19 protein-coding genes are annotated in these 23,203 nt (G+C 73.0%); 10 read left to right on the plus strand and 9 right to left on the minus strand.

Annotated features, from left to right (window positions below):
- Positions 1–8: 8 nt before the first annotated feature.
- Positions 9–1,085 (minus strand): rhamnogalacturonan acetylesterase, encoded by a 1,077-nt coding sequence (locus ACWD1U_RS13555; RefSeq protein ID WP_451107190.1) that lies wholly within the window; start codon positions 1,083–1,085, stop codon positions 9–11.
- A gap of 74 nt (positions 1,086–1,159) precedes the next feature.
- Positions 1,160–2,215, minus strand: a complete 1,056-nt coding sequence (locus ACWD1U_RS13560) for a glycosyl hydrolase 53 family protein (protein ID WP_451107192.1) — start codon at positions 2,213–2,215, stop codon at positions 1,160–1,162.
- Positions 2,216–2,755: 540 nt separating this feature from the next.
- Here ACWD1U_RS13560 and ACWD1U_RS13565 point away from each other — a divergent pair.
- Positions 2,756–4,558 carry a rhamnogalacturonan lyase gene (locus ACWD1U_RS13565; protein WP_451107526.1) on the plus strand — a complete coding sequence of 601 codons (1,803 nt, stop codon included), beginning with the start codon at positions 2,756–2,758 and terminating at the stop codon, positions 4,556–4,558.
- A 108-nt stretch (positions 4,559–4,666) separates the two neighbouring features.
- On the opposite strand, the gene ACWD1U_RS13570 is transcribed toward ACWD1U_RS13565, so the two are convergent.
- Positions 4,667–5,305, minus strand: coding sequence for a maltokinase N-terminal cap-like domain-containing protein (locus ACWD1U_RS13570; protein ID WP_451107194.1), 639 nt, complete (start codon positions 5,303–5,305; stop codon positions 4,667–4,669).
- A gap of 232 nt (positions 5,306–5,537) precedes the next feature.
- Here ACWD1U_RS13570 and ACWD1U_RS13575 point away from each other — a divergent pair, with 232 nt between their 5' ends.
- Positions 5,538–5,792: an EF-hand domain-containing protein gene (locus ACWD1U_RS13575; protein WP_451107196.1), complete on the plus strand. Its 255-nt coding sequence runs from the start codon at positions 5,538–5,540 to the stop codon at positions 5,790–5,792.
- A 59-nt stretch (positions 5,793–5,851) separates the two neighbouring features.
- Here the strand turns inward: ACWD1U_RS13575 and ACWD1U_RS13580 are convergent, their stop codons facing one another.
- Positions 5,852–6,001, minus strand: coding sequence for a hypothetical protein (locus ACWD1U_RS13580; RefSeq protein WP_451107198.1), 150 nt, complete (start codon positions 5,999–6,001; stop codon positions 5,852–5,854).
- Positions 6,002–6,650: 649 nt separating this feature from the next.
- On the opposite strand from ACWD1U_RS13580, the gene ACWD1U_RS13585 reads away from it, so the two are divergent.
- Positions 6,651–7,799 (plus strand): hypothetical protein, encoded by a 1,149-nt coding sequence (locus ACWD1U_RS13585; protein WP_451107200.1) that lies wholly within the window; start codon positions 6,651–6,653, stop codon positions 7,797–7,799.
- A gap of 535 nt (positions 7,800–8,334) precedes the next feature.
- Here the strand turns inward: ACWD1U_RS13585 and ACWD1U_RS13590 are convergent.
- The gene (locus tag ACWD1U_RS13590) at positions 8,335–10,140 is read right to left on the minus strand and encodes a hypothetical protein (protein ID WP_451107201.1); all 1,806 of its coding nucleotides are present in this window, start codon (positions 10,138–10,140) and stop codon (positions 8,335–8,337) included.
- Between the two features lie 246 nt (positions 10,141–10,386).
- On the opposite strand from ACWD1U_RS13590, the gene ACWD1U_RS13595 reads away from it, so the two are divergent.
- The 3 genes from ACWD1U_RS13595 (at position 10,387) to tgmB (ending at position 12,023) form a co-directional block, all read left to right on the plus strand.
- Positions 10,387–10,704 carry a YkvA family protein gene (locus tag ACWD1U_RS13595; protein WP_451107203.1) on the plus strand — a complete coding sequence of 106 codons (318 nt, stop codon included), beginning with the start codon at positions 10,387–10,389 and terminating at the stop codon, positions 10,702–10,704.
- 133 nt (positions 10,705–10,837) lie between these two features.
- Positions 10,838–11,029, plus strand: a complete 192-nt coding sequence (tgmA, locus tag ACWD1U_RS13600; protein ID WP_451107205.1) for a putative ATP-grasp-modified RiPP — start codon at positions 10,838–10,840, stop codon at positions 11,027–11,029.
- A gap of 16 nt (positions 11,030–11,045) precedes the next feature.
- Positions 11,046–12,023: an ATP-grasp ribosomal peptide maturase gene (gene tgmB, locus ACWD1U_RS13605; RefSeq protein ID WP_451107207.1), complete on the plus strand. Its 978-nt coding sequence runs from the start codon at positions 11,046–11,048 to the stop codon at positions 12,021–12,023.
- Positions 12,024–12,081: 58 nt separating this feature from the next.
- On the opposite strand, the gene ACWD1U_RS13610 is transcribed toward tgmB, so the two are convergent.
- Together ACWD1U_RS13610 and ACWD1U_RS13615 are read right to left on the minus strand one after the other, a co-directional pair.
- Entirely contained in the window at positions 12,082–12,285 is a 204-nt protein-coding gene (locus ACWD1U_RS13610) for a hypothetical protein (protein WP_451107209.1), read from the minus strand.
- A 149-nt stretch (positions 12,286–12,434) separates the two neighbouring features.
- A complete protein-coding gene (locus ACWD1U_RS13615; RefSeq protein ID WP_451107210.1) occupies positions 12,435–12,905 on the minus strand; it encodes a hypothetical protein in 471 nt (156 codons plus the stop codon).
- Positions 12,906–13,096: 191 nt separating this feature from the next.
- On the opposite strand from ACWD1U_RS13615, the gene ACWD1U_RS13620 reads away from it, so the two are divergent.
- Positions 13,097–14,065, plus strand: a complete 969-nt coding sequence (locus tag ACWD1U_RS13620; protein WP_451107212.1) for a GlxA family transcriptional regulator — start codon at positions 13,097–13,099, stop codon at positions 14,063–14,065.
- A 57-nt stretch (positions 14,066–14,122) separates the two neighbouring features.
- On the opposite strand, the gene ACWD1U_RS13625 is transcribed toward ACWD1U_RS13620, so the two are convergent.
- On the minus strand, positions 14,123–14,383 hold the full coding sequence (locus ACWD1U_RS13625; RefSeq protein WP_451107214.1) for a DUF5133 domain-containing protein: 261 nt from the start codon (positions 14,381–14,383) through the stop codon (positions 14,123–14,125).
- A 249-nt stretch (positions 14,384–14,632) separates the two neighbouring features.
- Positions 14,633–15,490: an aldo/keto reductase gene (locus tag ACWD1U_RS13630; RefSeq protein ID WP_451107216.1), complete on the minus strand. Its 858-nt coding sequence runs from the start codon at positions 15,488–15,490 to the stop codon at positions 14,633–14,635.
- 276 nt (positions 15,491–15,766) lie between these two features.
- On the opposite strand from ACWD1U_RS13630, the gene ACWD1U_RS13635 reads away from it, so the two are divergent.
- The 3 genes from ACWD1U_RS13635 to ACWD1U_RS13645 are packed head-to-tail and all read left to right on the plus strand — an operon-like array spanning position 15,767 to position 23,195.
- Positions 15,767–17,329, plus strand: coding sequence for an acyl-CoA carboxylase subunit beta (locus ACWD1U_RS13635; RefSeq protein WP_451107218.1), 1,563 nt, complete (start codon positions 15,767–15,769; stop codon positions 17,327–17,329).
- A gap of 56 nt (positions 17,330–17,385) precedes the next feature.
- Positions 17,386–19,143, plus strand: a complete 1,758-nt coding sequence (locus tag ACWD1U_RS13640) for a fatty acyl-AMP ligase (RefSeq protein ID WP_451107220.1) — start codon at positions 17,386–17,388, stop codon at positions 19,141–19,143.
- Entirely contained in the window at positions 19,140–23,195 is a 4,056-nt protein-coding gene (locus ACWD1U_RS13645; protein WP_451107222.1) for a beta-ketoacyl synthase N-terminal-like domain-containing protein, read from the plus strand. Before ACWD1U_RS13640 ends, ACWD1U_RS13645 begins: the two co-directional genes overlap by 4 nt.
- Positions 23,196–23,203 lie beyond the last annotated feature (8 nt).

Raw genomic sequence — 23,203 nt, forward strand, 5'->3', positions numbered from 1 at the left:
TACGTCGGTCAGCGCAGGTGGGCGGCGAGGGGCAGGTTCTGTTCCCGGATGCTCTGCAGCAGCAGCCCGCCCATCCGGGTCGCGCCGTACTGCGAGAAGTGGGTGTTGTCCGTGACGCCGTCGACGGAGGAGCGGAGGAAGAGTTGTGCGGAGGCGGACGGACCGAGGGACTCGACCAGCGCCTTGCTCTTGGCGGTCAGGTCGATCACAGGCACCCGCTGCGCCGCCCCGACCGCGCGCATCTCGGCGGCCAGGTTCACGCCGACGCCGTTGACGTGCAGTGCCGTGGGCGTGAGCCGGTTGCCGTCGAACAGCCGGCGGACCGGAGGCGTCACCAGGACCGGGACACCGCCCTTGGCGCGGACCCGCGTGATCATGGTGGTGAGGTTGTTCCGGTAGGCGGACGCGCTGGTCTGCTTGTCGTTGTGGCCGAACTGGAGGAAGACCGGGTCGTTCGCCTTGACCTTCGCCAGCAGCGCGGGGAAGAGCGCCGAGTTGCTCAAGAAGCTGCCTGAACTCTCCCCGGAGTCCGCATAGTTGGCGATGACGGCGCCGGGACGGATCGCGGTCGTGATCATCTGCCCCCAGCCGGTGTACGGGGCGGCCGGCTGGTCGCACACGGTCGAGTCCCCGGCCAGGTAGGCGACGAGCGGCTGGGCCGCCGGCTTCACCGAGACGGCCGACACCTGCGGGGCGGTGCCCGTGAAGCGGATGTCCAGGCCGGGGTTCCCCGTGCCGCCCTGGCCGGTCGGCTGCCCCTCCGGCTGGCGCACGTTGACCGAGAACGAGTACGTGGCGACGGCTCCGGCCGCCGTCCGCGTGGCGGGCAGCATCAGACGCCGGGCCTCGACCCACATCTCGGTCTGCCCGGCGGAGGCACCGCCGATGGAGACCGTCACGTCGTAGTTGCCCGGCGCGACCGCGTAGCGGCAGGTGATGGGCGAGGTGCCGGAGCAGCCGGCCGGCAGCGCCTGCGGCGCGGCGGCGGCGGATTGCGCCGCACCGGTTCCGGCCAGCGCCGCGAGGGTCAGCAGGCCCGCGGCCCCCAGCCGGGCACCACGTCCACCACGAGACTCTTTTGCCATGCTCATTACAATCACGGTCCCTTCTCGACTGACTGCGGAGATACCTTCGGGTCGCGGTCGCCGGCGCCCGTCGCTCAAGCCTGGGTGAAGCCGTTCATGATGGCGGTGGGCCGCTTGGTGGCGGAGTCCCAGGCGCCCATGTCGTAACCGGTGAACGGGGACATGCACTCCGGCTCCCAGTAGAAGATGCCCTGCCCTCCGTTGGCCTTGAGCGCCTTGGTGTAGGCGACCAGCGCGGCCCGGGTGGAGGAGACCCGGTCGACCCGGCCTCCGAACTCGCTCTGCAGGAACGGTTTTCCGTAGGCCTCGGAGATCCTCCGCATGTTCGCCACGATCCCGGGGGCGACGTCGGCACTGCCGTAGGAGGAGAACACCGACATGTCCCACTTGCCGCCGGCCGCGGCGAAACGGCTGAAGAACGTCGTCATCACCTCGTACTTCTGCGGCTGGGCCAGGTGGATGCACACCGCCGAGTTCGGCGACACGGCCTTGACCTGGGTGTACGCCGCATTGAGAAGCCCGGTCATCTGTGCCGGGTTGGAGACGCTGCCGACGGGGCGGCAGATCCCGCTGTTGATCTCGTTGCCGATCTGCACCCAGGCGGGGAGCACGTCGTTGTTCCTCATCACGGTCATCGTCCGGTTCACGTACGCGCTCATCGCGGTGACCATCTGGCTGTAGCTCATGCTCCGCCAGGCGGCCGGCGGGTTCTGCACACCGACGGAGTTCCAGGTGTCGCCGAACATGTAGTCCAGCATGATCGACATGCCCGCGGCCTTGACCCTCTTGGCGAAGGCCGCGACCTCGTCGATGCCGCAGTGCCCGTTCGCCGGATGGCTGGACGGGTTGACGAACGTGCGCAGCCGCACTGCCGTGATGCCGTAACCCTTGAGGATGGTCAGCAGGTCCTGGGGCTGCCCGTTGGCGTTCCGCCAGGAGAAGCCGCGCGCCTCCATCTGGGGTACCCAGCTGATGTCGACGCCCTTGACGAAGGCGGCGGCAGCGGTGGCCGGGGTCTCCAGTTCGGCGAGCGTGGCGGCGGTGGCGATCGCTCCAGCGGTCGCGGTGGTGGCCTTGAGCAGCGTTCGGCGGCTGATCCGAGCCGATGCGGGCGCGGCGGTGGGGGGCATGGTCGCTCCTCCTCGCCCGTCGGCGGCGCGTGAGGCGGCGCGGTCGGCGGACAGTGGTGTGGGGGTGGAGGTTCCGGGACTGGCGGTGTTGCCGGCCTGCGGGGTGCTGGGAGCGTTCACAACTCTGCTAGGTCGGCACGGGGCACTCCATCGTCGAATCGAAGGTGTCGCGAGTGCGGGATCCGCCAATCGCCCTGCTCTGCATGTGAACTTCCCGCCCAGTCGAACTCATTCGACGATGAGGATCCCAGTTCAGTGTGCGGCGTATCCCGCAGTGTTCTGGGGCCGCCGCCCGGCTGTCAATCCATGAGCAGCAAGAAACTCACGGATCCGAACAGGCCCAAACAGCAGACTGGACAGAATCCTTGACGAGGCATCAGCACCTTCTTACGCTCCCGGTGATGGGAGCGTTCCCATACCCCCCACGCCCCGGAGGTCACCGTGACCGGCTCAATTCGGCGTCCCCGCATCGCGCCTCGACCCCGGCGGTCGCCCCGACAGCCGGGCGGCCGGCTCGTCGGTGGCGTCTCCGCCGCCGTACTGGCCGTCTCCGCACTCGTCGCACTGCCCCAGACCGCGCAGGCGGCGACCGCCCGCCAGGTCGAGAAGCTCGACCGAGGGCTGACCAGCGTCCACACCGGCAGCGGCAACCTGGTGTCATGGCGGTGGCTGGCCACCGACCCGAACAACGTCTCGTTCAACGTCTACCGCGGCAGCACCAGACTCAACGCGTCGCCCCTCACCGCCTCGACGAACTACTTCGACGCGGGCGGCGCGGCCTCGGCCGACTACACGGTCCGGGCGGTGGTGAACGGCACGGAGCAGGCCGCGTCCGAGCGAGCGGTGCAGTTCCGCACCGGCTACAAGGACGTGCCGATCTCCCCACCCCCGGGCGGCACCGCCCCGGGGAACTCGGCCTACACCTACGAGGCCAACGACGCCTCCGTCGGCGACCTCGACGGCGACGGCGCGCTGGACCTGGTGCTGAAGTGGCAGCCCACCAACGCCAAGGACAACGCCCAGTCCGGCTACACCGGCAGCACCATCGTCGACGGCATCAAGCTGGACGGCACCCGGCTGTGGCGCATCGACCTGGGCCGCAACATCCGCTCCGGCGCGCACTACACGCAGTTCCAGGTATACGACTACGACGGTGACGGCAAGGCCGAGGTCGCCATGAAGACCGCCGACGGCACGCGCGACGGCACCGGCGCGGTCATCGGAAGTTCCACGGCCGACCATCGCAACTCCAGCGGTTACATCCTGTCCGGCCCCGAGTACCTGACCATGTTCAACGGGCAGACCGGCAAGGCGATGCAGAGCGTCGACTACGTCCCGGCCCGCGGCACCGTCTCCTCCTGGGGCGACAACTACGGCAACCGCGTCGACCGCTTCCTGGCCGGTACCGCCTACCTGGACGGCGCCCGCCCGTCCCTGATCATGGCGCGCGGCTACTACACCCGCACCGTCATCGCCGCCTGGGACTGGCGCAACGGGGCCTTCACCCGCCGCTGGACCTTCGACACCAACTCCTCGAGCAACAGCGGCAAGGGCTACGACGGCCAGGGCAACCACAGCCTGTCCATCGCCGACGTCGACGCCGACGGCAAGGACGAGATCGTCTACGGCGCGATGACCGTGGACGACAACGGCAGCGGCCTGTGGACGACCAGGCTCGGTCACGGCGACGCGGGCCACGTCGGGGATCTCAACCCCGCCCGCGCGGGCCTGGAGTACTTCAAGGTCTCGGAGGACTCCAGCAAGCCCGGTTCCTGGATGGCCGATGCCCGCACCGGCCAGATCCTGTGGCGGACCTCCTCCGGCTCCGACAACGGCCGCGGCGTCGCCGCCGACGTCTACGCCGGCAGCGCGGGCGCGGAGGCCTGGTCCGCCACCGACAACACCCTGCGTTCGGCCACCGGCGCCGCCCTGGGCCGGGAGCCCTCCAGCGTCAACTTCCTGTCCTGGTGGGACGCGGACCCCGTCCGCGAACTCCTCGACGGTACCCGCATCGACAAGTACGGCACGTCGGGCGACACCCGTCTGCTGACCGGCTCCGGCGTCTCCTCCAACAACGGCACCAAGTCCACGCCGGTCCTGTCGGGCGACATCCTCGGCGACTGGCGCGAGGAGGTCATCTGGCGCACCGGCAACAACACGGCGTTGCGCATCTACTCCACCCCGCACCAGACCAACACGAAGATCACGACCCTGCTTCACGACACGCAGTACCGAACGGCCCTGGCCTGGCAGAACACCGCCTACAACCAGCCGCCGCACCCGAGCTTCTTCATAGGCGACAACATGCCGACGGCTCCCCGGCCGACGGTCTACACGCCCTGAACCTGCGGCTCGTACCCTCCTGCGGGGCAGAAGGGTACGAGCCTGAACGTCAGTGAAGCAGCCACGCCGCTGCCGGTCCCACGGGTGGCCGGCTCTTGAAGCGGTTGATCACAGGACGGCGAAGACCCCTCGGGCGCGGCCCCCGTCCGGCGTCTGCCAGGAGCCGGTGACATGGCCGGTCGCTCCCTGCGGAGGGAGGGACGCACCGTCGGCGGGCTGGAGGACGCGGTGCAGGCGGAGGGTCGTGCCGTGCGGCGTGGTCAGTGCGGTGCCCTCGTGATCGTCGGTGGCGGTGCGATCGGTGGAGAGAGGGCCTTCACCGGTGAAGGAGGCGCTGACCTCGCGGTCCGGGATATCGCTGGTGTTCTGGTCCTGGGCCCGCGCACGTCCCTCGATCAGGGCCGACAACTGAGCGACCAGCACGGGGTCGTGGCAGCCGTCGTAGGCCCAGCGCCGCCCCAGCACACCGTGGTCCATGGTGCCGACGAGAGCGTGCTCCGCGCCGTCGAGCGGAGCACCGCGGTAGGTGAGGGGTACCAGGTATGTGGTCGGGTGAGAGCCGGAGGCGTCGGTGACCACCATGAACTCGATCCCGACCTGGCCCTGCGGGTCGTCCAGCCGAAAGCCGCCCGCCTTGGCGAGCTGCGGTTCGGCCGTGCCGCCGCGGTACCACGGACGAGAGGGCAGCCAGGAGGTCAGCAGTTCCAGCTTGGTCGGTTTGAGGACGGTCTGGTGGATGACGGCCATACCGAGAGGTTCCTTCCCTTGACTCCGCTTCGCGCTCACACCTTCGCATCCGGCGGCGCTGAGCGGGCGGGATTCCCCACCGCCGTGATCTACGGGAGTGCCTCGGCGCCCCGGCGGTCGACTGCCCTCGTCTGCCGGGGGACGCGCGAGGCAACCGGGTCGGCGCGCAGGGCGTCCTTCCTGGAGAGCGGGATGGATCCGCCCGCCCGCCGGACTCGCGACGGGGACCAGGATGAGTGACAAGGGCCGCAGATTGTTCGAGGCGCTCGACCTCGACCAGGACGGGGTGCTCACCCGGGAAGAGGTGATCGTCGCTCTGCGGACGAAAGGACCGTCCCTGGCGGCCTCGGGTGTGCTGCCGCTCTGGGGCGTGCAGGACGCCGACGCCTCCTCCGCGTTGTTCGACACCGCCGACCAGAACGGGGACTCGGTGCTGACCCTCGAGGAGTTCACCGCCGTGGTGGACCGCCGGTTCGGCTGGAGCTGACACCGCGTTCCGCGGCGTCCGCGGAACGCGGCAGCTTCAGCGGCAGCCCGGTGCGCCGCTCAAGGCCCGGTCCGCCTGCGCCGAGCCGCCCGGTGCGCGGCCGGCAGGCAGGCCCGTACGAGCACCAGACCGGCCGCCACCAGGATGCGGCCCGCGCCGCCGCCGTCGATCACCCGCCATACCAGCGGGCCGATGCTCAGGCAGAGCATCGGCCCGTACGACCGCGGTCCCCAGCGGTTGCCCGGCCTGCTCCACGACGGCGGGGTGTGGGAACGAGAGCCTTGCCTCGTGCGCGCCTCACCTCCCCTGTCGCCTGGCCCGGTACGGCCGGTGTGAACCTCCCGTGCCGGCGGTTCTCCGGCATCCGGCGAGCAGGGCACGCCCCGGTGCGGATGGTGGGCGGGCCCTGCTCGTGCGGACCAGTGTCGGCACCGGGGGGGTGGGCTTGCCACGCGTGAGATCGCTCGATGTGCGCGCGGCGCGCACACCCCGCGCGCACGGCGCACATCCCGCGCACCCCCGGTCGGCAAGGCGCCGGCACTCGGGGCAATGCGCTGCCCGGCCGGCACAAGGCGCCGTCCTCGCCTCACATGGCACAGCTCAGCACGGGTACGCGGTCCGCATGACCGAGAGAGACGCTCCGGAACGGAACGAGCGGACCCATGAGGTGGAGAGCGCCGAGGGGCCGGGCGTGAGCGACATCGTCCCCGCGCGCCGGCCGCGTGCCCACCGGGGAGGTGAAGGGTCGTAGCTACGTATGTCACCGGCGCCCGGAGTCCCGTGCGACCCCGGGTAGCACCCGTCGGCCCGCGGCGACGATACTGGCAGGCGCACGTACCCTCGCTCCCAGATGGACTCATGCCGACCTCCACCACCGCCCGTCCCCTGACTCCCGCCACGGTGTGGCCGGCGCGCGGCCGCCACGCCTCGGGCGACGCGGTAGACGTTCTCCGGCGCTCGCTGCAGCAGCGCATGGACAGTCAGGCCATCGACGACTTCCTCGAGCTGCCCGAGGACGAGACCGCACCGGCGGAGCGGGTCTTCGAAGCCCGCTGGCGGGCCGGCGACGACGTGACCGTGCGGGCCCGGCTGAGCGTGCGGCCCGGACCGGGCGACGGGCCCGGGCAGGAGTGGATGCTGGTCGCCGAGGCGGAGCGGCCGTGGGACCACGCGTGGCCGTCCCCGGCAGCCCTGTTCTGGCCGCAGGAGCCGGACGCCGCCTGGGACCAGGACGCCGCCACGCGACTGTCCCTGAGGGAGATCAACCCGCTGCCGCAGGACGACCAGGAGACCCGTCGCCTGCTGCGGAACGCGGTGCGCGGCGGCTGGCACATCCACGTGGTGGTGCACGAGGCGATGACCACCGACGAGCGCGGCCGGGTGCCGGTGGTGCGGTGGCTCCCGCCGGGGCTGCGGCACCGTGTGGTGGAGCACCGCGCCGCGCCCCAGCAGCATCGGGGCCTCAACTGGGCCCTGCGCGACCTCGGTGTCCAAGTGCCGCGCGGCGGTGCCGTGGTGCTGCCCGGCAGCCCGCCGCCGGAGGGCTACGACGCCCAGGACTTCTCCGTGCGCGCGGTCTTTCTCGACGGCTCGGAGCCGGTCGACCTCGTCGACGCGGTGAAGCGGTTCGCCGCGCTGCCGGCACCCCTGCCCGACGGCGCCGAGGACGCCCTCACCGCGCTGCGGGAGGACTGGCACCTGCTGACGCTCCAAGAGGAGCTGGACCGCCAGCGCGGTCTGGTGGCCATGTACGCCGAGGCGCTCGAGGCCATGACGAAGTCGCGTGACCTGTACCGGGAAGCGGCCGAGCGCGCCCACGAGGCCCTGGCGGCCTACCAGGAGACCGCCGAGGTCGCTCCGCCACGGCAGGAGCCGCCCGGCGCGCCCGCCGCGTCGCCGCTGCAGCAGCTCACACGGACGTTGGAGCGCTTCAAGCCCAGGCGTCCCGCGGCCGCGTCCCGGGAGGGGGAGAGCGTCGAAGCGCAGCGGGTGAACTCGGAACCGTAGGGCCTCTTCGTGGGCCGCGCGTGTCAGTCGTCTCCCGGTGGATGCGCGCTCCCGTACGGCAGTACGGCTCGCGTCCGACCTCGGCGTGGACCCGGTCGAGCTGCGCGTCCGCGACGAGCCGGACGTCGAGCCCGGCAGCGGCAAGCCCGTTCAGGGGTCCTGGCCGAGTGCCTGCGCGAGGGTGCCCGGCGCTCCACGTGGCCCGGACGCGGTCCCCGGCCAGGCTGCGCCGGGAGGAGCCCCTGCTGCCGGGGCGGGGTGGCGGCGACGTACCCGGTCATGGTGGGGCCCTCCAGGGCGACTGGCTCGTCGGGGACGACTTGCGGCTGAACCCCACGGGCAGCAAGGGGCTCGGGGGGATCGGCATCGTCGGGACGGCCGCCGCGGTCGGCACAGGGGTGCGCCACGGCGTCCGCCTGGTGAACAGCCGCTCATGGACCGGGTGCCGGCCGGGCTGCTCGACCGCCGGGCACGGGACGCGGGCGGGACCGGGCCAGCGGCAGGCGGATCCGGTCCCGCGCCGAACCCGTAGAGGTCACTCCGCCGTCCTGCCCGCCTCGGTCGGCACGGCCGCCCACTGCCGGGCGGCGATGGGGGCCAGTACGCGGAAGGCCAAGGCGACGAGGGACAACAGCGCCGCGCACACGGCGACCGCGGCGGCCAGCCACGGCGGGGCTAGCGCGAGGTTTACGGCCCGGGCCAGCGACGCCGACGGGAAGGAACTCCCGTAGGCCTGAGCCCCGGCCAGCACCGTGGGCACCAGGACCGCTCCGGCCAGCACCAGCGCCACGGGGCGCAGGGCCAGCAGCAGCGCCAGCACCGTGCACAGCACCGACAGGCCGAGCGCGAGCGCGTGCATCCGCAGGGACGCGTCGCCGCGGTCCAGCGGGTAGTGGGCCAGGGCGCACACGGCCAGGGCCAGCGCGGCGAGCCGGCCCGACCACGACACCGACCTGGCGAGCCGGTCCGTCGCACGCTCCGCGGACGGGGCGTCGAGCGTACGGTGGGTCCCGGCGGCCGAAGTGGTGTGCGCCGCGCGGCCCTTGGACACCTCGGGCTTCCCCGACTCGTTGTCGGTGCTGGAAGTCCCGCCCGCCGGTCGGCCGTTGCGGTCCAGACGTTCCAGGCCGAGGCGGTCGATCAACTCGACCAGTTCCCCGACGGACCGGCCGGTGGCGGCGGCCCGGAGTGCCTCCTCGCGGACGTGGGGCTCCTGCGGCTCCTCGTGGAGCAAGGTGACCAGCCGGGTCACCTCCTCCACCGGGCGGTGGGCGGCGGCCCGGATGGCCTCGTCCGCGCAGTCGGCGTCGCGCGGGGGCTTCGTGAGCAGGGCGATCAGGCGGGAGACGTCCTCCACGGGCCGGGCGAGCCCGGCCGTGCGGAGCGCGGCGGCCCTGGCCCGGGTGTGGTCGGGCGACTCCTCCAGCGAGGTGATGAGGTCGACGACCTCCTCCAGCGGCCGGTCGACCACGGCGGTGTGCACGAGGTCACTGACCGCGTCTCCGTACGGCGCGCCACCGGCCGGCCCGGTCTCGGGCCGGAGTTCCACCGGGTTGTCGTCGAGTGAGCGGATGACGAACGGCCGGGCGTTCGGCTGTTCCGTCTCCTGCGGGCCGGGGCCTGCGTGCTCAGCGGCCTCGTTCCGGCCGGGCGCCGCGGGCTGGGCCGGCTCCTCCAAGCCGCGCGCCGCGGGACGCGCGGCCTCGTCGGGGCCGGAGGAAGGGGGTCGGGCGGGCCCTGCCGGCGGCCGGTCCGTCCGGTCCAGGGCAGGGGCGGCAGGCCGTGCCTTTGCGGGGTCCCTCCCGTCCTGACCGGGCGGGGCCGGGCGCGCATCCTCCGGATCGAGCCAGTCCTGGCCGGGGGGCGCGGAGTAGTCGGTCGCCGGGCCCGGTCGGCGGGCAGCGGACTGCGCGCTCGACTGGTCCGGGGCGGGGGCAACGGCCCGCGCGGACGCCTGGTCCGCCTGGATCGGGCCGGCGCCGGCGGCGTGCGCGTGCGCCCGGTCCGCCTCGTGTGGGCCAGGGGCGGCAGCCCGTGCGTTCCGCCGGTCCGGCTGGTCCGGGCCGGGCGTGGAGGCCCGCGCATGCGCCTGGGCGGTCACTGCCGGTTCCGTGCCCGCGGCCGGGCGCGAGCCGGGGGCGGCGGCAGGCTCGGTGCCCGGCCTGCCGGGCTGCGGGGGGCCGTACGGCTCGTACGCGCCGGCGGCCGGCTGCGTGCTCGTCTGCTCCACCTGGTACGTGCCGGTGGTGACGGTGGTCTCGGCGGACGGCTGGGCGGACCCGTTCGGCTCGTCGGGTATGGCAGGTTCGTTCGAGCGGGGTGATGAAGAGCAGGTGGTCATACTCACCTCCACGGGAAGAGTGCGGCCGCTCCTGCGCCCCCCGCCGTCCGGCGAGCGCCGTTACGCTGACCATTACTAGGGGCGCCCGTCACCCCGTGCCACTCGGATGAGCCACCGGGACGACCACCCGACGGGAAAATCCGCCGACTCGCCGACATGTCGGGCTCGGGCCGCAATACAGCCGGCGGAAACGGGAATCCAGGAAGGGACACCCCGTGTCGCGGCACGCCAGGAGGAGGGCAACCCGTGGATACGACCACAACGGTGATCACTCTGGTCGCGGTCCTCGCGGCCGTCGTCCTCGTCCTCACCGTCGGCATCCTCGTGCGGCTGGTGCGGACGCGGCGCGATCTGCGACGCGCGGGACTGCCCACGGGCCCGCGCTGGGTGTTCTGGGGCGCGGTGCTCTATTTCGTGCTGCCGGTCGACGTGCTGCCCGATCCGGTGTACCTGGACGACATCGGCGTCCTGCTCCTTGCCATGCGCACCGTCCGCGGCTCCCTCGGCGAACGGGAGCGCAGCACGCCACGTCGGCCGGACCCGGACCGGCAACCGGCCCGATGACTACGGAAAGTAAGGAAACCAACCACCCGTTCGATTCGTATAAGTCTCTGGAAGCCGATTCCCGTCGGCGGACCGGGCGTTCGTGCCCCCCGGTCCGCCGTCTGGTCGGCGCAGTACCGACGAGGGAGAGACGATGCAACCGTTCGCGCTCAACTACGCGCGCCCGGCAGTGGAGTCGGACGCTGCCGTTCCGTACGTGTACGACGCCGGACTGCAGTTGAACGTGCTCCACGACGGCCGGGTCGCCGCCTGCGACTTCGCCCTGTTGAGGGAGTTCGGCACCACGACGTCCACCGCCGGTTCCAAGACGCACTTCGACGACTGACCGCGGGCCGCCGAAGATGACCGTACTGATCCTCACCTGCGAGGAGGACGTCACCGCGGACATGGTGGTCGTACACCTGAACGCGACGGGGGTTCCGGTGGTCCGCGTCGACCCCGCCGACCTGCCCGGCGGGGTCGCGCTGTCCGGGGAGTACGTCCACGGCCGGTTCCGCGGCCATCTGTCCGCCGGGGGGCGGCTGGTGAGCATCGCGGGGCTGCGGTCGGTCTGGGTGCGCCGGCCCGGCGCCCCGGCCGGGCGCGCCGCCCAGCCGTCCGCGTGGCTGACCGAGGAGGCCTCCCAGGCCCTCTACGGCATGCTGCGGGGCTCGGACACGCGCTGGATGAACCACCCGGACGCGGCCCGCAGGGCCCGCCACAAGCCCTGGCAGCTGCGGCTGGCCCAGCGGTGCGGCCTGCCCGTTCCGGCGACGCTGATCACGACTTTCCCGCGTGCCGCCCGCGAGTTCGCCGAGCGCTACCCGGATCTGGTGGTCAAGCCGGTGTCGGGCGCGCATCCGCAGGATCCGCCCCGGGCCGTGCCGACCAGCCGGGTGGCGCCGGACACGGACTTCGCCGCCGTGGCATTCGGGCCGACGCTGCTGCAGCGGCGGATCGGCAAGCGGGCCGACATCCGTCTCACGGTGATCGGCGAGCGGATGCTGGCCGCCCGCAAGGCGGCCTCACAGGACGCGGACGAGGTGGACGTGCGGTTCGCCGCGCCCGGCTCGCCGTGGCACCCGGTGGACGTGCCGCCGTGTATCGCGCCGGGCATCCGGTCCTACTTATGTGAGGCCGAACTGGCCTACGGGGCCTTCGACTTCGTCGAGGACGCGGACGGGACCTGGTGGTTCCTGGAGTGCAACCAGTCGGGCCAGTTCGGATTCGTCGAGGTGGAGACGGGGCAGCCGATCGCCCGCACGATCGCCGAGTGGCTGTCCCGCCCCCTTCCGGTCGTGCCGTCGCAGTTCAACGGCTCGAACACCACGATCCGTTGAGTACCGGGCCCCGGCATCGTCGGGCCCGGCGTCATCGGGCCCGGGTCGGCCGCCGGGGTCACTGCGGTCGCGGGCCAGGGAGCATTCCCGCGCGCTGCCAGCCCGTGCCCGGGGAGTGCTGGCGGTCGTAGCCGAGGGACTGTGAGGGCCGCATGACCAGCTCCAGTTCCCTGCTCACACGTTCGGCCTCGCGGCGCACCTGTGCGGGTACATCGCCGCGCTCCGCGATGAGTCGGTCGTAGATGGGGGAATCCTGGAACACCCGTCAACGTGCCTTTCTGCTCGTCGGCCCCGTTCGGGGGCGAGACTGCGAGTGTAGGCGGCGCGGTGTCCCGGAGTGTGAATTCCGTGGGATGACTTGACGCAGAACGGACATCCATGACAGGCGAACGCATGGTTCCCGGGCGAACCTCAGGCGCCGGTCGTGGATCCGGGCCGGACGATCATCAGGACGGTGACCGTCGCCCAGAGGAGGTTGAACATGCCGGTGAACATGGCGAGTTGCACGGTGCTGCCGTGGCCGACGGCCTGCTCCTCCTCGAGTTGACCGAGGAGTTCCTCCTGGCGGGGCAGGACGAAGGCGATCAGGACACCGGCGGCCGCGGCGGTCAGCGCGATGGAGGTGACGAGCCATCCGCTGCCCAGGACGCCCATCGCGGCACCGGTGGCGAAGCCGAGCAGCGGGACGGTCAGTCCGATCCCGGCGTAGACGCGGCAGATGCGGTGCAGCAGCGCGACGGTGCCGACCGCCGTCGGGTCCGGGGCGTCGCCCGCGGTGCCGGCGCGGCGCGCTGCGGGCGGGAACATGCTGGCCGCGACGGTCACGGGACCGATGGCGATGATGGCGGCCAGGACGTGGAGGGACAGCAGGATCTTGGTCACCGGGACTCTTTCCATGAATGCGATCAACGGTGCCGGGCCCACGTTAGGGAGCGGGGACGTGATCACCCATGGGCTGAAACGACAGGTTCCGACGGGTTCTCGCCAACTCGCCCGACCTGCGTTCCCGTATCGAAGACCGCCCTGCCCCCCGGCCCTCTGCGGCCGGCGGGAACGCGCCTAGGGTGGCGGCCATGCACTCCGTGGCGATCCTGGTTCTCGACCTGGTGGTGCCGTTCGACATGGCGGCACCTCAACAGACCTTCGCCTGGACCCAAATGCCGGACGGGCGGCCCGCCTACCGGGTACGGCTCTGCGCCGAGACACCGGAGGTGCGCGCGGACGGCGGTTTCACCCTGCGCGTCGACCGGGGGCTCGAGGCGCTGGCGGAGGCCGACACCGTCATCGTGCCGGGCTGCTCGCCGCAGGCCGATCCGCCGTCCGCCCGGGTGCTGGCGGCACTGCGGCAGGCGGCCGAGGCCGGTACCCGGATCGCGTCGGTGTGCGTGGGCGCCTTCGTGCTGGCGGAGGCCGGGCTGCTGGACGGGTTGCGCGCCACCACGCACTGGGTGGCCGCGGGCGAGCTGGCCCGCCGGTTCCCGCAGGTCGAAGTGGAGCCGGACGTGCTGTACGTCGACAACGGGCAGATCCTCACCTCGGCCGGGGCCGCCGCCGCGCTGGACCTGTGCCTGCACATGATCCGCCGGGACCTGGGGTCGGCCGTCGCGGCGAACATCGCCCGGATGTCGGTCATGCCGCTGGAACGGGAGGGCGGGCAGGCGCAGTTCATCGTGCACGAGCATCCGCCGGTGCCCCGGGGGTCGGCGCTCGAACCGGTGCTGGAGTGGATCGAGGACAACCTGGCGCACGAGGTGACGCTGGGCGCGCTGGCGGCACGGGCGGGAATGAGCGAGCGGACCTTCAGCCGCCGTTTCCGCGAGCAGACCGGTACCACGCCCCTGCAGTGGCTGCTGCGGGCGCGGGTGCGCCGGGCCCAGTACCTGCTGGAGAACACGGACCACTCCGTGGAACGGGTCGCCCGCCAGGCGGGCTTCGGCTCACCGACGGCGTTCCGGGAGCGCTTCCGCAAGGTGGTGGGCACCACGCCGTACGCGTACCGCACGGCGTTCCACGGAAAGACCGCCGCCCCGGCGACCCACTAGGGCCGTCGGGGCGTGCGTCGGTCGTCGGCCGGTCCGTCCGACCGGGCCCGGCGAGGGTCAGACGGCCAGCGACAGGCCGCTCTCCTCTTCCGGATCGGTGGGCCGCACGTCCACGGGCTGCCCCTTGGCGAGCAGCAGGGCGTCCGCCTTGGCGATGGCGTCACGGATGACGGAGGTCCCCATCATCACGCACAGCGTGTAGCTGACGTCCTCCAACTCACGTGCCCTCGCCGGCAGGCTCCTCTCCGCCTGCGCGATCTGCAGCGACGCATACCGCGTCAGCAACGTCCTGACGACCTTCGGGTCCGGTACGAGCACGAAGCGCCCCTCTCTAGGTTTTCGCTGCGCATGCCCGCACCGCACGGAAACATTCACACCCTTCTCTCACCCGTTCATGATTGACGTGTTTTCTTCGCTTCTTGACCAATCGTCTGCTCGAAATGTCCATCGAACGGCCGACGGCTTTGGCGCCGTCACGCGACCGACCGCTGTGCGGCAGAGGGTCGGGGGGTCCGCAGCATGGGACCCGGGGGCGGCACGTGTCCGCCCCCGGGTCCCGTGGCCCGCTCAGGCGGCATCCAGCTCCGCCAGCTCCCCGGTCGTCAGGACGAGGTCTGTGGCGGCGAGAGAGTCGCGGATGGTCTCGGGGCGGCTCGCGCCGGGGATCGGCACGACCACGGGTGACTTGGCGAGCATCCACGCCAGGCACACCCGCTGCGGGCTCACGCCGCGCGTCTCGGCGACACGGGCGAACGCGGCGTGTGCCGAGCCCAGTTCGCCGGCCTTGGTGATGCCGCCGAGGGGGCTCCAGGGCAGGAACGCGATGCCGAGTTCGTCGCACAGGCGCAGCTCCGGCTCGCTGGAGCGAAAGGCCGGGGAGAACTGGTTCTGGACGGAGACCAGACGGCCGCCGAGGATCTCGTTCGCCTGCCGGATCTGCTCGGGGTTCGCGTTCGAGATGCCGGCCATGCGGATCTTGCCCTCGTCCAGCAGGTCCCGGATCGCGCCGATGGACTCGGCGTAGGGGACGCGCGGGTCGGGGCGGTGGAACTGGTAGAGGTCGATGGCCTCCACGCCCAGTCGGCGCAGGGAGTCCTCACAGGCCTCCTTGAGGTGGCGGGGGCTGCCGTCGAGGGTCCAGCTGCCGTCGCCTGGGCGCAGGTGGCCGCCCTTGGTGGCGACCAGGACGTCGCCGCCGCGGTCGTGGGAGGCGAGGGCCTTGGCTATCAGTGTCTCGTTGTGACCGACCTCGTCGGCGCCCCGGTGGTAGGCGTCCGCGGTGTCGATCAGGGTCACACCGGCGTCGAGCGCGGCGTGGAGGGTGGCGAGGGAGCGCTCCTCGTCCGGCCGTCCCTCGATCGACATGGGCATGGCACCCAGGCCGATGGCGCTGACCTCGACGTGACCGATGCGGCGGGTGTGCATGGGTTCGTGACCTCTTCCGGATGTCGGGCGGTGGTGCACTCCAGCGTGGTCGTCGCGGGGGCGGGGGTCCAATAGAAGAAGGAGAACGCATTCAGCACTCGGACAACTCAATCGCGTCGCCGCCTCGGCGGCCGCTCCGGTCACCCCTTGTCACGCGGGGATGAAACCCCGCGCCCGAGGACTCATCTCCCCCACACAGACCGGCGATCGGTTCGGCGTGCGCCCACCTCGCTGCCATATTCGAGAACCGCTTCGGAGGTGGTTGTGAGCACAGAGGTGACAGCATCCGGTCCGGGGGAGACGACCACGCACGCACCCGGGAGCACCGGGGAACGCGTCGCCGGTCTGGAGGGCCGCCGCGCGCAGGCGCTGGCCCCGGGCGGGCCGCGCAGACGGGGGGAGTTCTCGGCCCGGGAGCGGATCGAACGGCTCGTGGACAAGGGCTCCTTCACCGAGACCGGCCTGTTCGTGCGGGCCCGGCCCGCCGGGTCCGATGCCCGCCGGCCGTACGGCGACGGGGTGGTCACCGGGTACGGCACGGTCGACGGCCGCCCGGTGTGCGTCTTCGCCCAGGACTCCACGGTGTTCGGCGGCAGCATGGGCGAGGCCTTCGGCGAGAAGACCGTCGCCCTGATGGAGCTGGCCCTGAAGACCGGCTGCCCGGTGATCGGCCTGAACGACTCCGGCGGGGCCCGCATCCAGGAGGGTGTCGCCTCGCTCGCCCTCTACGCCGAGCTGGTACGCCGCAACGTCAAGGCGTCCGGGGTGATCCCGCAGATCTCGGTCGTCCTGGGCCCGTGCGCGGGTGGTGCCGCGTACTCTCCGGCGATCACCGACTTCACGGTGATGGTGGACGGCGCCTCGCACATGTTCGTCACCGGCCCCGACGTCATCGAGACGGTCACCGGCGAGCGCACCACGGCCGAGGAACTGGGCGGCGCCCGCACCAGCAACACCGTCAACGGCAACGCCCACTTCCTGGCCGCCGACGAGGAGGACGCCCTCGACACCGTCCGCGACCTGCTGTCGTACCTCCCGGCCAACAACCTGGAGCGGCCCCCGGAGTACGCCCCCGGGCACGCCCCGCCGGGAGCCGGGCTCGACGAGATCGTCCCGGACCGGCCGGGTGAGGCCTACGACATGCGGGACATCCTCCGCGCGGTCGTCGACGACGGCGAACTGCTGCCGGTGCAGGAGCTGTTCGCGCCGAACATCATCTGCGCCCTGGCCCGCGTCGAGGGCCGCTCGGTGGGCGTCGTCGCCAACCAGCCGCTGCACGCCGCCGGGGTGCTCGACATCGACGCGTCCGAGAAGGCGGCACGGTTCGTGCGGTTCTGCGACGCGTTCGGCATCCCTCTGCTGACCTTCGCCGACGTGCCCGGCTACCTGTCCGGGGTACGGCAGGAGCAGGCCGGGATCATCCGGCGCGGGGCGAAACTGCTGTACGCCTACGCCGAGGCGACCGTGCCCAAGGTCACGATCGTGGTGCGCAAGGCCTACGGCGGCGGATACGCCGTGATGGGCTCCAAGCACCTCGGCGCCGACGTCAACCTCGCCTGGCCCACCGCCCGTATCGCCGTCATGGGCGCCGAGGGTGCCGTGGGCGTGCTGCACCGGCGCGAACTCGCCGCCTCCGACGACCCCGAGGCACTGCGCGCCCGTCTGCTCGCCGCGTACGAACGCACCCACGGCACCCCGTACCTCGCCGCCGAACGCGGCTATGTCGACGCCGTCATCGCCCCGCGCGAGACCAGGGAGCAGGTCTGCCGCGCCCTGCGCGCCCTGCGCGGCAAACGCGCCCCCATGCCGGAACGCCGGCACGGCAACATCCCCCTCTGACCGTTCCCCTTATCACGACTCGTCAGCCCGACCCGCGCCGTGAGGAGCCCCGCCTGATGGACAGCCGCCGCCCCCCGCTCGCACCCGTGTGCCCCACGCTGCCGGAGTACGTGCGGCACTGGGCCGAGGCCTCCCCGGACCGCAGGGCCTTCACCTTCGTCGAGCACCCGGCGCCGCATTCGCGCGGAGTCCACCGCACCCTGACCTGGCGCCGCCTGGACGTGCGGATACGGGCGCTCGCCGCGCGCCTGGCCGACGAGGCCGGGCCGGGCGACCGGGTCGCACTGCTGTGCCCGCAGGGCACGGAGTACGTGACCGCCTTCCTCGCGGCCCTGGCCGCGGGGCTGGTCGCCGTGCCGCTGTATCCGCCGGGCCTGCCCGGACACGCGGACCGGCTGGCGGGCGTGCTGGCCGACGCGCGTCCCTCGGCCGTCGTGACCACGAGCCGCGTCCGGGACGAGGTGCGGGACTTCCTCGGTCCCGACGGACCGCGGATCGTCGTGGCGGACGAAGTACCCGACGACGCCGGCCGGACCTGGCAACCGGCCGCCCCCGACGCCGAGGCGACCGCCTACCTCCAGTACACCTCCGGTTCGACCCGCGCCCCGGCCGGCGTGGAGATCAGTCACGACAACGTCGTCGCCAACGCCCGCCAGGCCCTCACCGCCTACGGCGTCGACACCCGCCCGGTGACCTGCGTGGGCTGGCTGCCGCTCTACCACGACATGGGACTGGTGCTCAGCGTCGCCGCCCCGGTGGTGCGCGGGCTGCTGTCGGTGCTGATGGACCCGGCGGCGTTCCTGCACGAGCCGGCGCGCTGGCTGCGGCTGCTCGCCGCCCATCCGAACGCGCTGAGCGCCGCACCGAACTTCGCCTACGACTACTGCGTCGCGACCGTCACCACCGAGCAGAAGGAGGGACTGCGGCTGGACGGGGTGACCGCGCTGATCAACGGCAGTGAGCCGGTCCGCCCGGGCACGGCCGACCGCTTCCACACCGCCTTCGCGAGCCAGGGCCTGGCGCCCGGGACCCACTGCCCCTCGTACGGGCTGGCCGAGGCCACCGTGTTCGTGTGCGCGGCCCGGCCGGGTGAGCCGCTCAGCCGGTTCGCGCTGGACCGTGACGCCCTGGCGACCGGGAAGGCCCTGCCCGCGCGGCCGGAGGATCCCCGGGCCGTGCTGCTGGCGGGCTGCGGCACTCCGGCGGGCCAGCGGGTCCGGATCGCCGATCCGGTGACGCGGGTCCTGCTGTCGGAGGGCGAGGTCGGCGAGATCTGGGTGCAGGGGCCGAACGTGGGCCGCGGCTACTGGAACCGGGAGTCGGACGACGTGTTCGGCGCCGGGTTCGCGGAGGGGGCCGCCGGTCCGGGCCGCTGGCTGCGCACGGGCGATCTCGGGACGGTGCTGGAGGGACAACTCGTCGTCACGGGACGGCTGAAGGACCTCATCATCGTCGACGGCCGCAACCACTACCCCCAGGACGTCGAGGCGACCGCCCAGGAGGCACACGAGGCGGTGCGCCGGGACCGGCTCGCGGCGTTCGCCGTGCCGGGTGACGCCGGTGAAGGGGTGGTCGTCGTGGCGGAGCACGCGCGGACCGCGCGGCTGGCCGAGCTGGACGTGCCGGCCGTGCTGCGTGCGGTGCGCGGCGCCGTCTCCGCCCGGCACGGGCTGCGGCTCGCGGACGTGGTCCTGGTGCCGCCGGGCACGGTGCCGCGGACCTCCAGCGGCAAGGTGTCGCGGGCCCTGACCCGGACCCGGTACCTGGAGGGCGCGTTCGGCGGGCAGGCCCGGGCGGCGGGTGCAGCGGGATGAGCCCCGTCGACGAGGCGGCGCTGCGCCGGCTGATCGCCGAGCGGGTGGGCGCCTGGAACGGCACGTCCCCCGAGGACGCCCCGATGGACCGGCCGCTCGCGGACCTCGGCATGTCCTCGCGGGACGCGGTGGCGCTGGCCGGTGAGCTGTCCCGGGCCACGGGCCGCGAGCTGCCGGCGACACTGCTGTGGGAGACGCCCACCGGGGAGGCGCTGGTGGCACGGCTGTGCCGCGCGGGCGCCGAGGCGGCGTCGTCGCCGCGGACCGGAGCGGCACCGGAAGCCACGGCCCGGCCGGTGCGGAGCGGGGTGCACGGCGGGACGGCCGAACCGGTCGCGGTCGTCGGTGTGGGCTGCCGGCTGCCCGGCGGGGTGCACGGCCCGGACGACTACTGGCGGTTGCTCACCGAGGGCGTCGACGCGATCCGGCGTGTCCCGGAGGACCGCTGGCGCGACTTCACCGCCTTCCCGCCCGCCGACGCCCACCCGTACGGCGGCTACCTCGACGACATCGCGGGGTTCGACGCCGACTTCTTCCGCGTCACCCCCCGCGAGGCCGCGGTGATGGATCCCCAGCAGCGGATCCTGCTGGAGGTCGTCCACGAGGCGCTCGACCACGCCGCCGTTCCGGCCGGCTCCCTGGCGGGCACCGCCACAGGGGTGTTCGTCGGCATCTCCGCTCCGGAGTACGGGCAGCTCACGGGCGCCGATCCGGCCGCGGTCGATCCCTGGGCGCCGGCCGGAGGGGCTCTGAGCGTCGCGGCCGGACGGCTCGCCTACGTCCTGGACACCCGGGGGCCGAGCCTGGCCGTCGACACGGCCTGCTCGTCCTCGCTGGTCGCGGTCCACCACGCCTGTGTCAGTCTGCGCACGGGCGAGAGTGACACGGCGATCGCCGCCGGGGTCAACCTGCTGCTGTCACCGACCGTCACGGTCGCCTTCCGCAGGGCGGGCGCGCTCGCCCCCGACGGGCGGTGCAAGCCGTTCTCGGCGGCGGCCGACGGCATCGGGCGCGGCGAGGGCTGCGCGGCCGTGATCCTCAAGCGGCTCTCCGACGCGGAACGGGACGGAGACCGCGTCCTGGCCGTCATCCGCGCCACCGCCGTCAACTCCGACGGCCGCTCGAACGGCCTGATGGCGCCCCACCCGGCCGCCCAGCAGGCCCTGTTGGAGAGCGCGTACGCACGGGCGGGACTGACCGCGGCGCATGTCGACTACGTGGAGGCACACGGCACCGGCACCCCGCTGGGCGACCCGATCGAGGCGGGCGCGCTGGGTGCGGTGCTCGGCGCGGGCCGTGACCCGGACCAGCCGCTGCTGCTGGGATCCGTCAAGGGCAACCTCGGCCACCTGGAGTCGGCCGCGGGCCTCGCCGGGCTGGTGAAGACCGTGCTGGCCCTGCGGCACGACAGCATCCCGCCGTCGCTCCACTGCGAGCGGGGCAGTTCACTCACCGATGCCCGGCTGCGGGTGGTGACCGAACCGGAGCCCTGGCCGCGGTACGGCGGCACCGCCCTCGCGGGGGTCTCCGGGTTCGGCTTCGGCGGCACCAACGCCCATGTGGTCCTGGAGGAGGGACCGCCCGGTCGGGTCCCCGTACGGCCCGCCGAGGAGCCCGCCGCCCGGCTGCACCTGCTCTCCGACATCGACGCCGAACGCGTCCGCGACACGGCGGGCAGGCTCGCCGACCGGCTGCGTGACAGCCCGGCGCACCCGGCCGACGTGGCCCGTACGCTTGCCGGGCGGACCGGCCGGGGCCGCGTCCGCGCCGCCGTCGTCGCCCGCGACCGAGCGGAACTGACAGACGCGCTGGGCGCCTTGGCGGCAGGGCGCCCGGACCCACGGGTGCTGACCGGTGACCGCGACCGCGTGGGGCGCGGGCCGGTGTGGGTCTTCTCCGGCTACGGCAGCCAGTGGCCCGGCATGGGGCGCCGGCTGCTGGCCGAGGAACCCGCGTTCGCCACCGCCGTCGAGAAGCTCGACCCGCAGCTCGCACCGGAGTGCGGCCTGTCCCTCCGTGACCATCTGTCCTCCGGGTCCGGCCTCGACCGTCTGGAGATCGCCCAACCGGTGCTGTTCGGGCTGCAGTTGGCTTTGGCCGAGTTGTGGCGTTCTTACGGGGTCGAGCCTGCCGCCGTGATCGGTCACTCCATGGGCGAGGTTGCGGCGGCCGTGTGCGCGGGTGCGCTGGACGTGGCGGACGGGGCGCGGGTCATCGCCGTACGGGCCCGGCTGCTGAGCGGACTGCGGGGCGGCGCGATGGCCGTCGTGGACCTGGACGACACGGAACTCGGCTCCCTGGAGCGGGACTTCCCCGGCGTGTGTGTCGCCGTGCACTCCTCCCCGCGGCAGAAGGTCGTCACCGGAGAGGAGGCGGCGGTCGCCGGCCTGGTGCGCCGATTGGAGGGGGAAGGCCGGGCGGCCCGGGCCATGCGGGTCGTCGGAGCCGGGCACTCACCTCAGGTGGACGGGCTGCTGCCCGACCTCGTCGACGCGCTGTCGGGCATCCGGGGCGGGCGGCCGCGGGTCCCGGTGTACTCCACCGTCCTGGACGATCCGCGCGGCGACTGCCTGTTCGACGCCGACCACTGGGCGGCCAACCTGCGGCGGCCCGTGCGGCTGGACCGGGCTCTCGCGGCGGCCGCCGCCGAGGGGCACCCGGCGTTCGTCGAGATCTCGCCCCATCCGGTGCTGACGGGGGCCGTCGCCGACACCGTGCCCGGCGCCCTGGCCCTGGCCACCCTGCGCCGGGACGCCGACGGGTCGGAGGCGTTCGCCGGGCAGTTGGGCGCCCTGTACGCGGCGGGGCAGCGGCTGCCCGTGCCGCCCGGCCGAGTCGTCGACCTGCCCCTGCCCCGGTGGCGGCACGTGCGGCACTGGTGGACGGACGGCCGTTCGCGTACGGAACCGCTGCCCGGCGCCCGGTCGCACACCGGGCAGACGCCGACCGGCGCTCGCGCCCACACGCGGCCGGTGCCGGAGGAACATCCCGGCCCGCCCGCGGACTCCTCGGTCCTGGCCCGGCTGACCCGGCACATCGCCACCGTCACCGGCCACTCCCCCGCCCGGATCACCCCGGACACCGCCCTGGCCGACCTCGGGCTGGACTCTCTGATGGCCGTCCGCATCCGCACGGCCGTGGAGCGGGACTTCGGCATCGAACTGCCCCTGCGCGACCTGTTCGCCGCAGCCACCGTCGACGACGCCGCCACACGCGTCCGCCACGCGCTCCCGCGCGACGACACCCCGCTGCGCCCCCTGCGCGCCACCGGCTCCCGGCCCCCGCTGTTCCTCGTGCACGCCGCCGGCGGCCCGGCCTCCGTCTACCGGACGCTCACCGAACGGCTCGAGGAGGAGCAGCCGGTGTTCGGACTTGAGCGGATCGAGGAAGCCGGGAGCGTGCCGGAGAAGGCCCGGCGCTACGCCGAAGCGATCGACGCCGCCCACCCCGACGGTCCCTGCCTGCTGGGAGGTTGGTCGTTCGGCGGCTTCGTCGCCCAGGAGACGGCGCGGCAACTGGCCGCCGCCGGGCGGGAGGTGCGGCTGGTCGCGCTCATCGACTCCGTACGGCCCCTCCCCCGGCCCGGGCTGACGCGTTCCGACCGGATCCGGGCGCATTTCGAGGGCTTCGCCCGCCACGTCGCCGGCACCTACGGCGTGGAGCTGGAATTGCCGTACGAGGAACTCGCGGCCATGGACGACGACCGGACCCGCATCGACGCCGTGCTGCGGGCGCTGCGCGAGGCCGCCGACGTGCCACCCGCCGTGCTGGAGCACCAGCGGGCCTCCTACCTGGACATGAGCATCGGAGAGGCGCACCGGCCCGGCCGTCACGACGGGCCGGTGGTCCTCTACCGGGCCTCGGAGCCCGCACCGCACACCGTGCGCGACCCGGCGTACGAGCGGGACGACGAGGCGCTGGGCTGGGACGAGGTGTGCCCGCGCCTGGAGGTCGTACCCGTGCCCGGTCACCATCTGTCGCTGCTCGATCCGCCGCACGTCGACGCGATCGCCGCCCACCTGAGCCGGGTGCTCGCCGAGCGGGCCCCCTGACACGCAAC

This window comes from Streptomyces sp. NPDC002788 (genome assembly GCF_053592115.1).

Excerpts from the sequence above, each read along its gene's own strand:
- ACWD1U_RS13555 (WP_451107190.1), bottom strand. The coding sequence starts at position 1,085 with ATGGCAAAAGAGTCTCGTGGTGGACGTGGTGCCCGGCTGGGGGCCGCG.
- ACWD1U_RS13560 (WP_451107192.1), bottom strand. The coding sequence starts at position 2,215 with ATGCCCCCCACCGCCGCGCCCGCATCGGCTCGGATCAGCCGCCGAACG.
- ACWD1U_RS13570 (WP_451107194.1), bottom strand. The coding sequence starts at position 5,305 with ATGGCCGTCATCCACCAGACCGTCCTCAAACCGACCAAGCTGGAACTG.
- ACWD1U_RS13575 (WP_451107196.1), top strand. The coding sequence starts at position 5,538 with ATGAGTGACAAGGGCCGCAGATTGTTCGAGGCGCTCGACCTCGACCAG.
- ACWD1U_RS13580 (WP_451107198.1), bottom strand. The coding sequence starts at position 6,001 with ATGCTCTGCCTGAGCATCGGCCCGCTGGTATGGCGGGTGATCGACGGC.
- ACWD1U_RS13585 (WP_451107200.1), top strand. The coding sequence starts at position 6,651 with ATGCCGACCTCCACCACCGCCCGTCCCCTGACTCCCGCCACGGTGTGG.
- ACWD1U_RS13590 (WP_451107201.1), bottom strand. The coding sequence starts at position 10,140 with ATGACCACCTGCTCTTCATCACCCCGCTCGAACGAACCTGCCATACCC.
- tgmA (WP_451107205.1), top strand. The coding sequence starts at position 10,838 with ATGCAACCGTTCGCGCTCAACTACGCGCGCCCGGCAGTGGAGTCGGAC.
- tgmB (WP_451107207.1), top strand. The coding sequence starts at position 11,046 with ATGACCGTACTGATCCTCACCTGCGAGGAGGACGTCACCGCGGACATG.
- ACWD1U_RS13620 (WP_451107212.1), top strand. The coding sequence starts at position 13,097 with ATGCACTCCGTGGCGATCCTGGTTCTCGACCTGGTGGTGCCGTTCGAC.
- ACWD1U_RS13630 (WP_451107216.1), bottom strand. The coding sequence starts at position 15,490 with ATGCACACCCGCCGCATCGGTCACGTCGAGGTCAGCGCCATCGGCCTG.
- ACWD1U_RS13640 (WP_451107220.1), top strand. The coding sequence starts at position 17,386 with ATGGACAGCCGCCGCCCCCCGCTCGCACCCGTGTGCCCCACGCTGCCG.
- ACWD1U_RS13645 (WP_451107222.1), top strand. The coding sequence starts at position 19,140 with ATGAGCCCCGTCGACGAGGCGGCGCTGCGCCGGCTGATCGCCGAGCGG.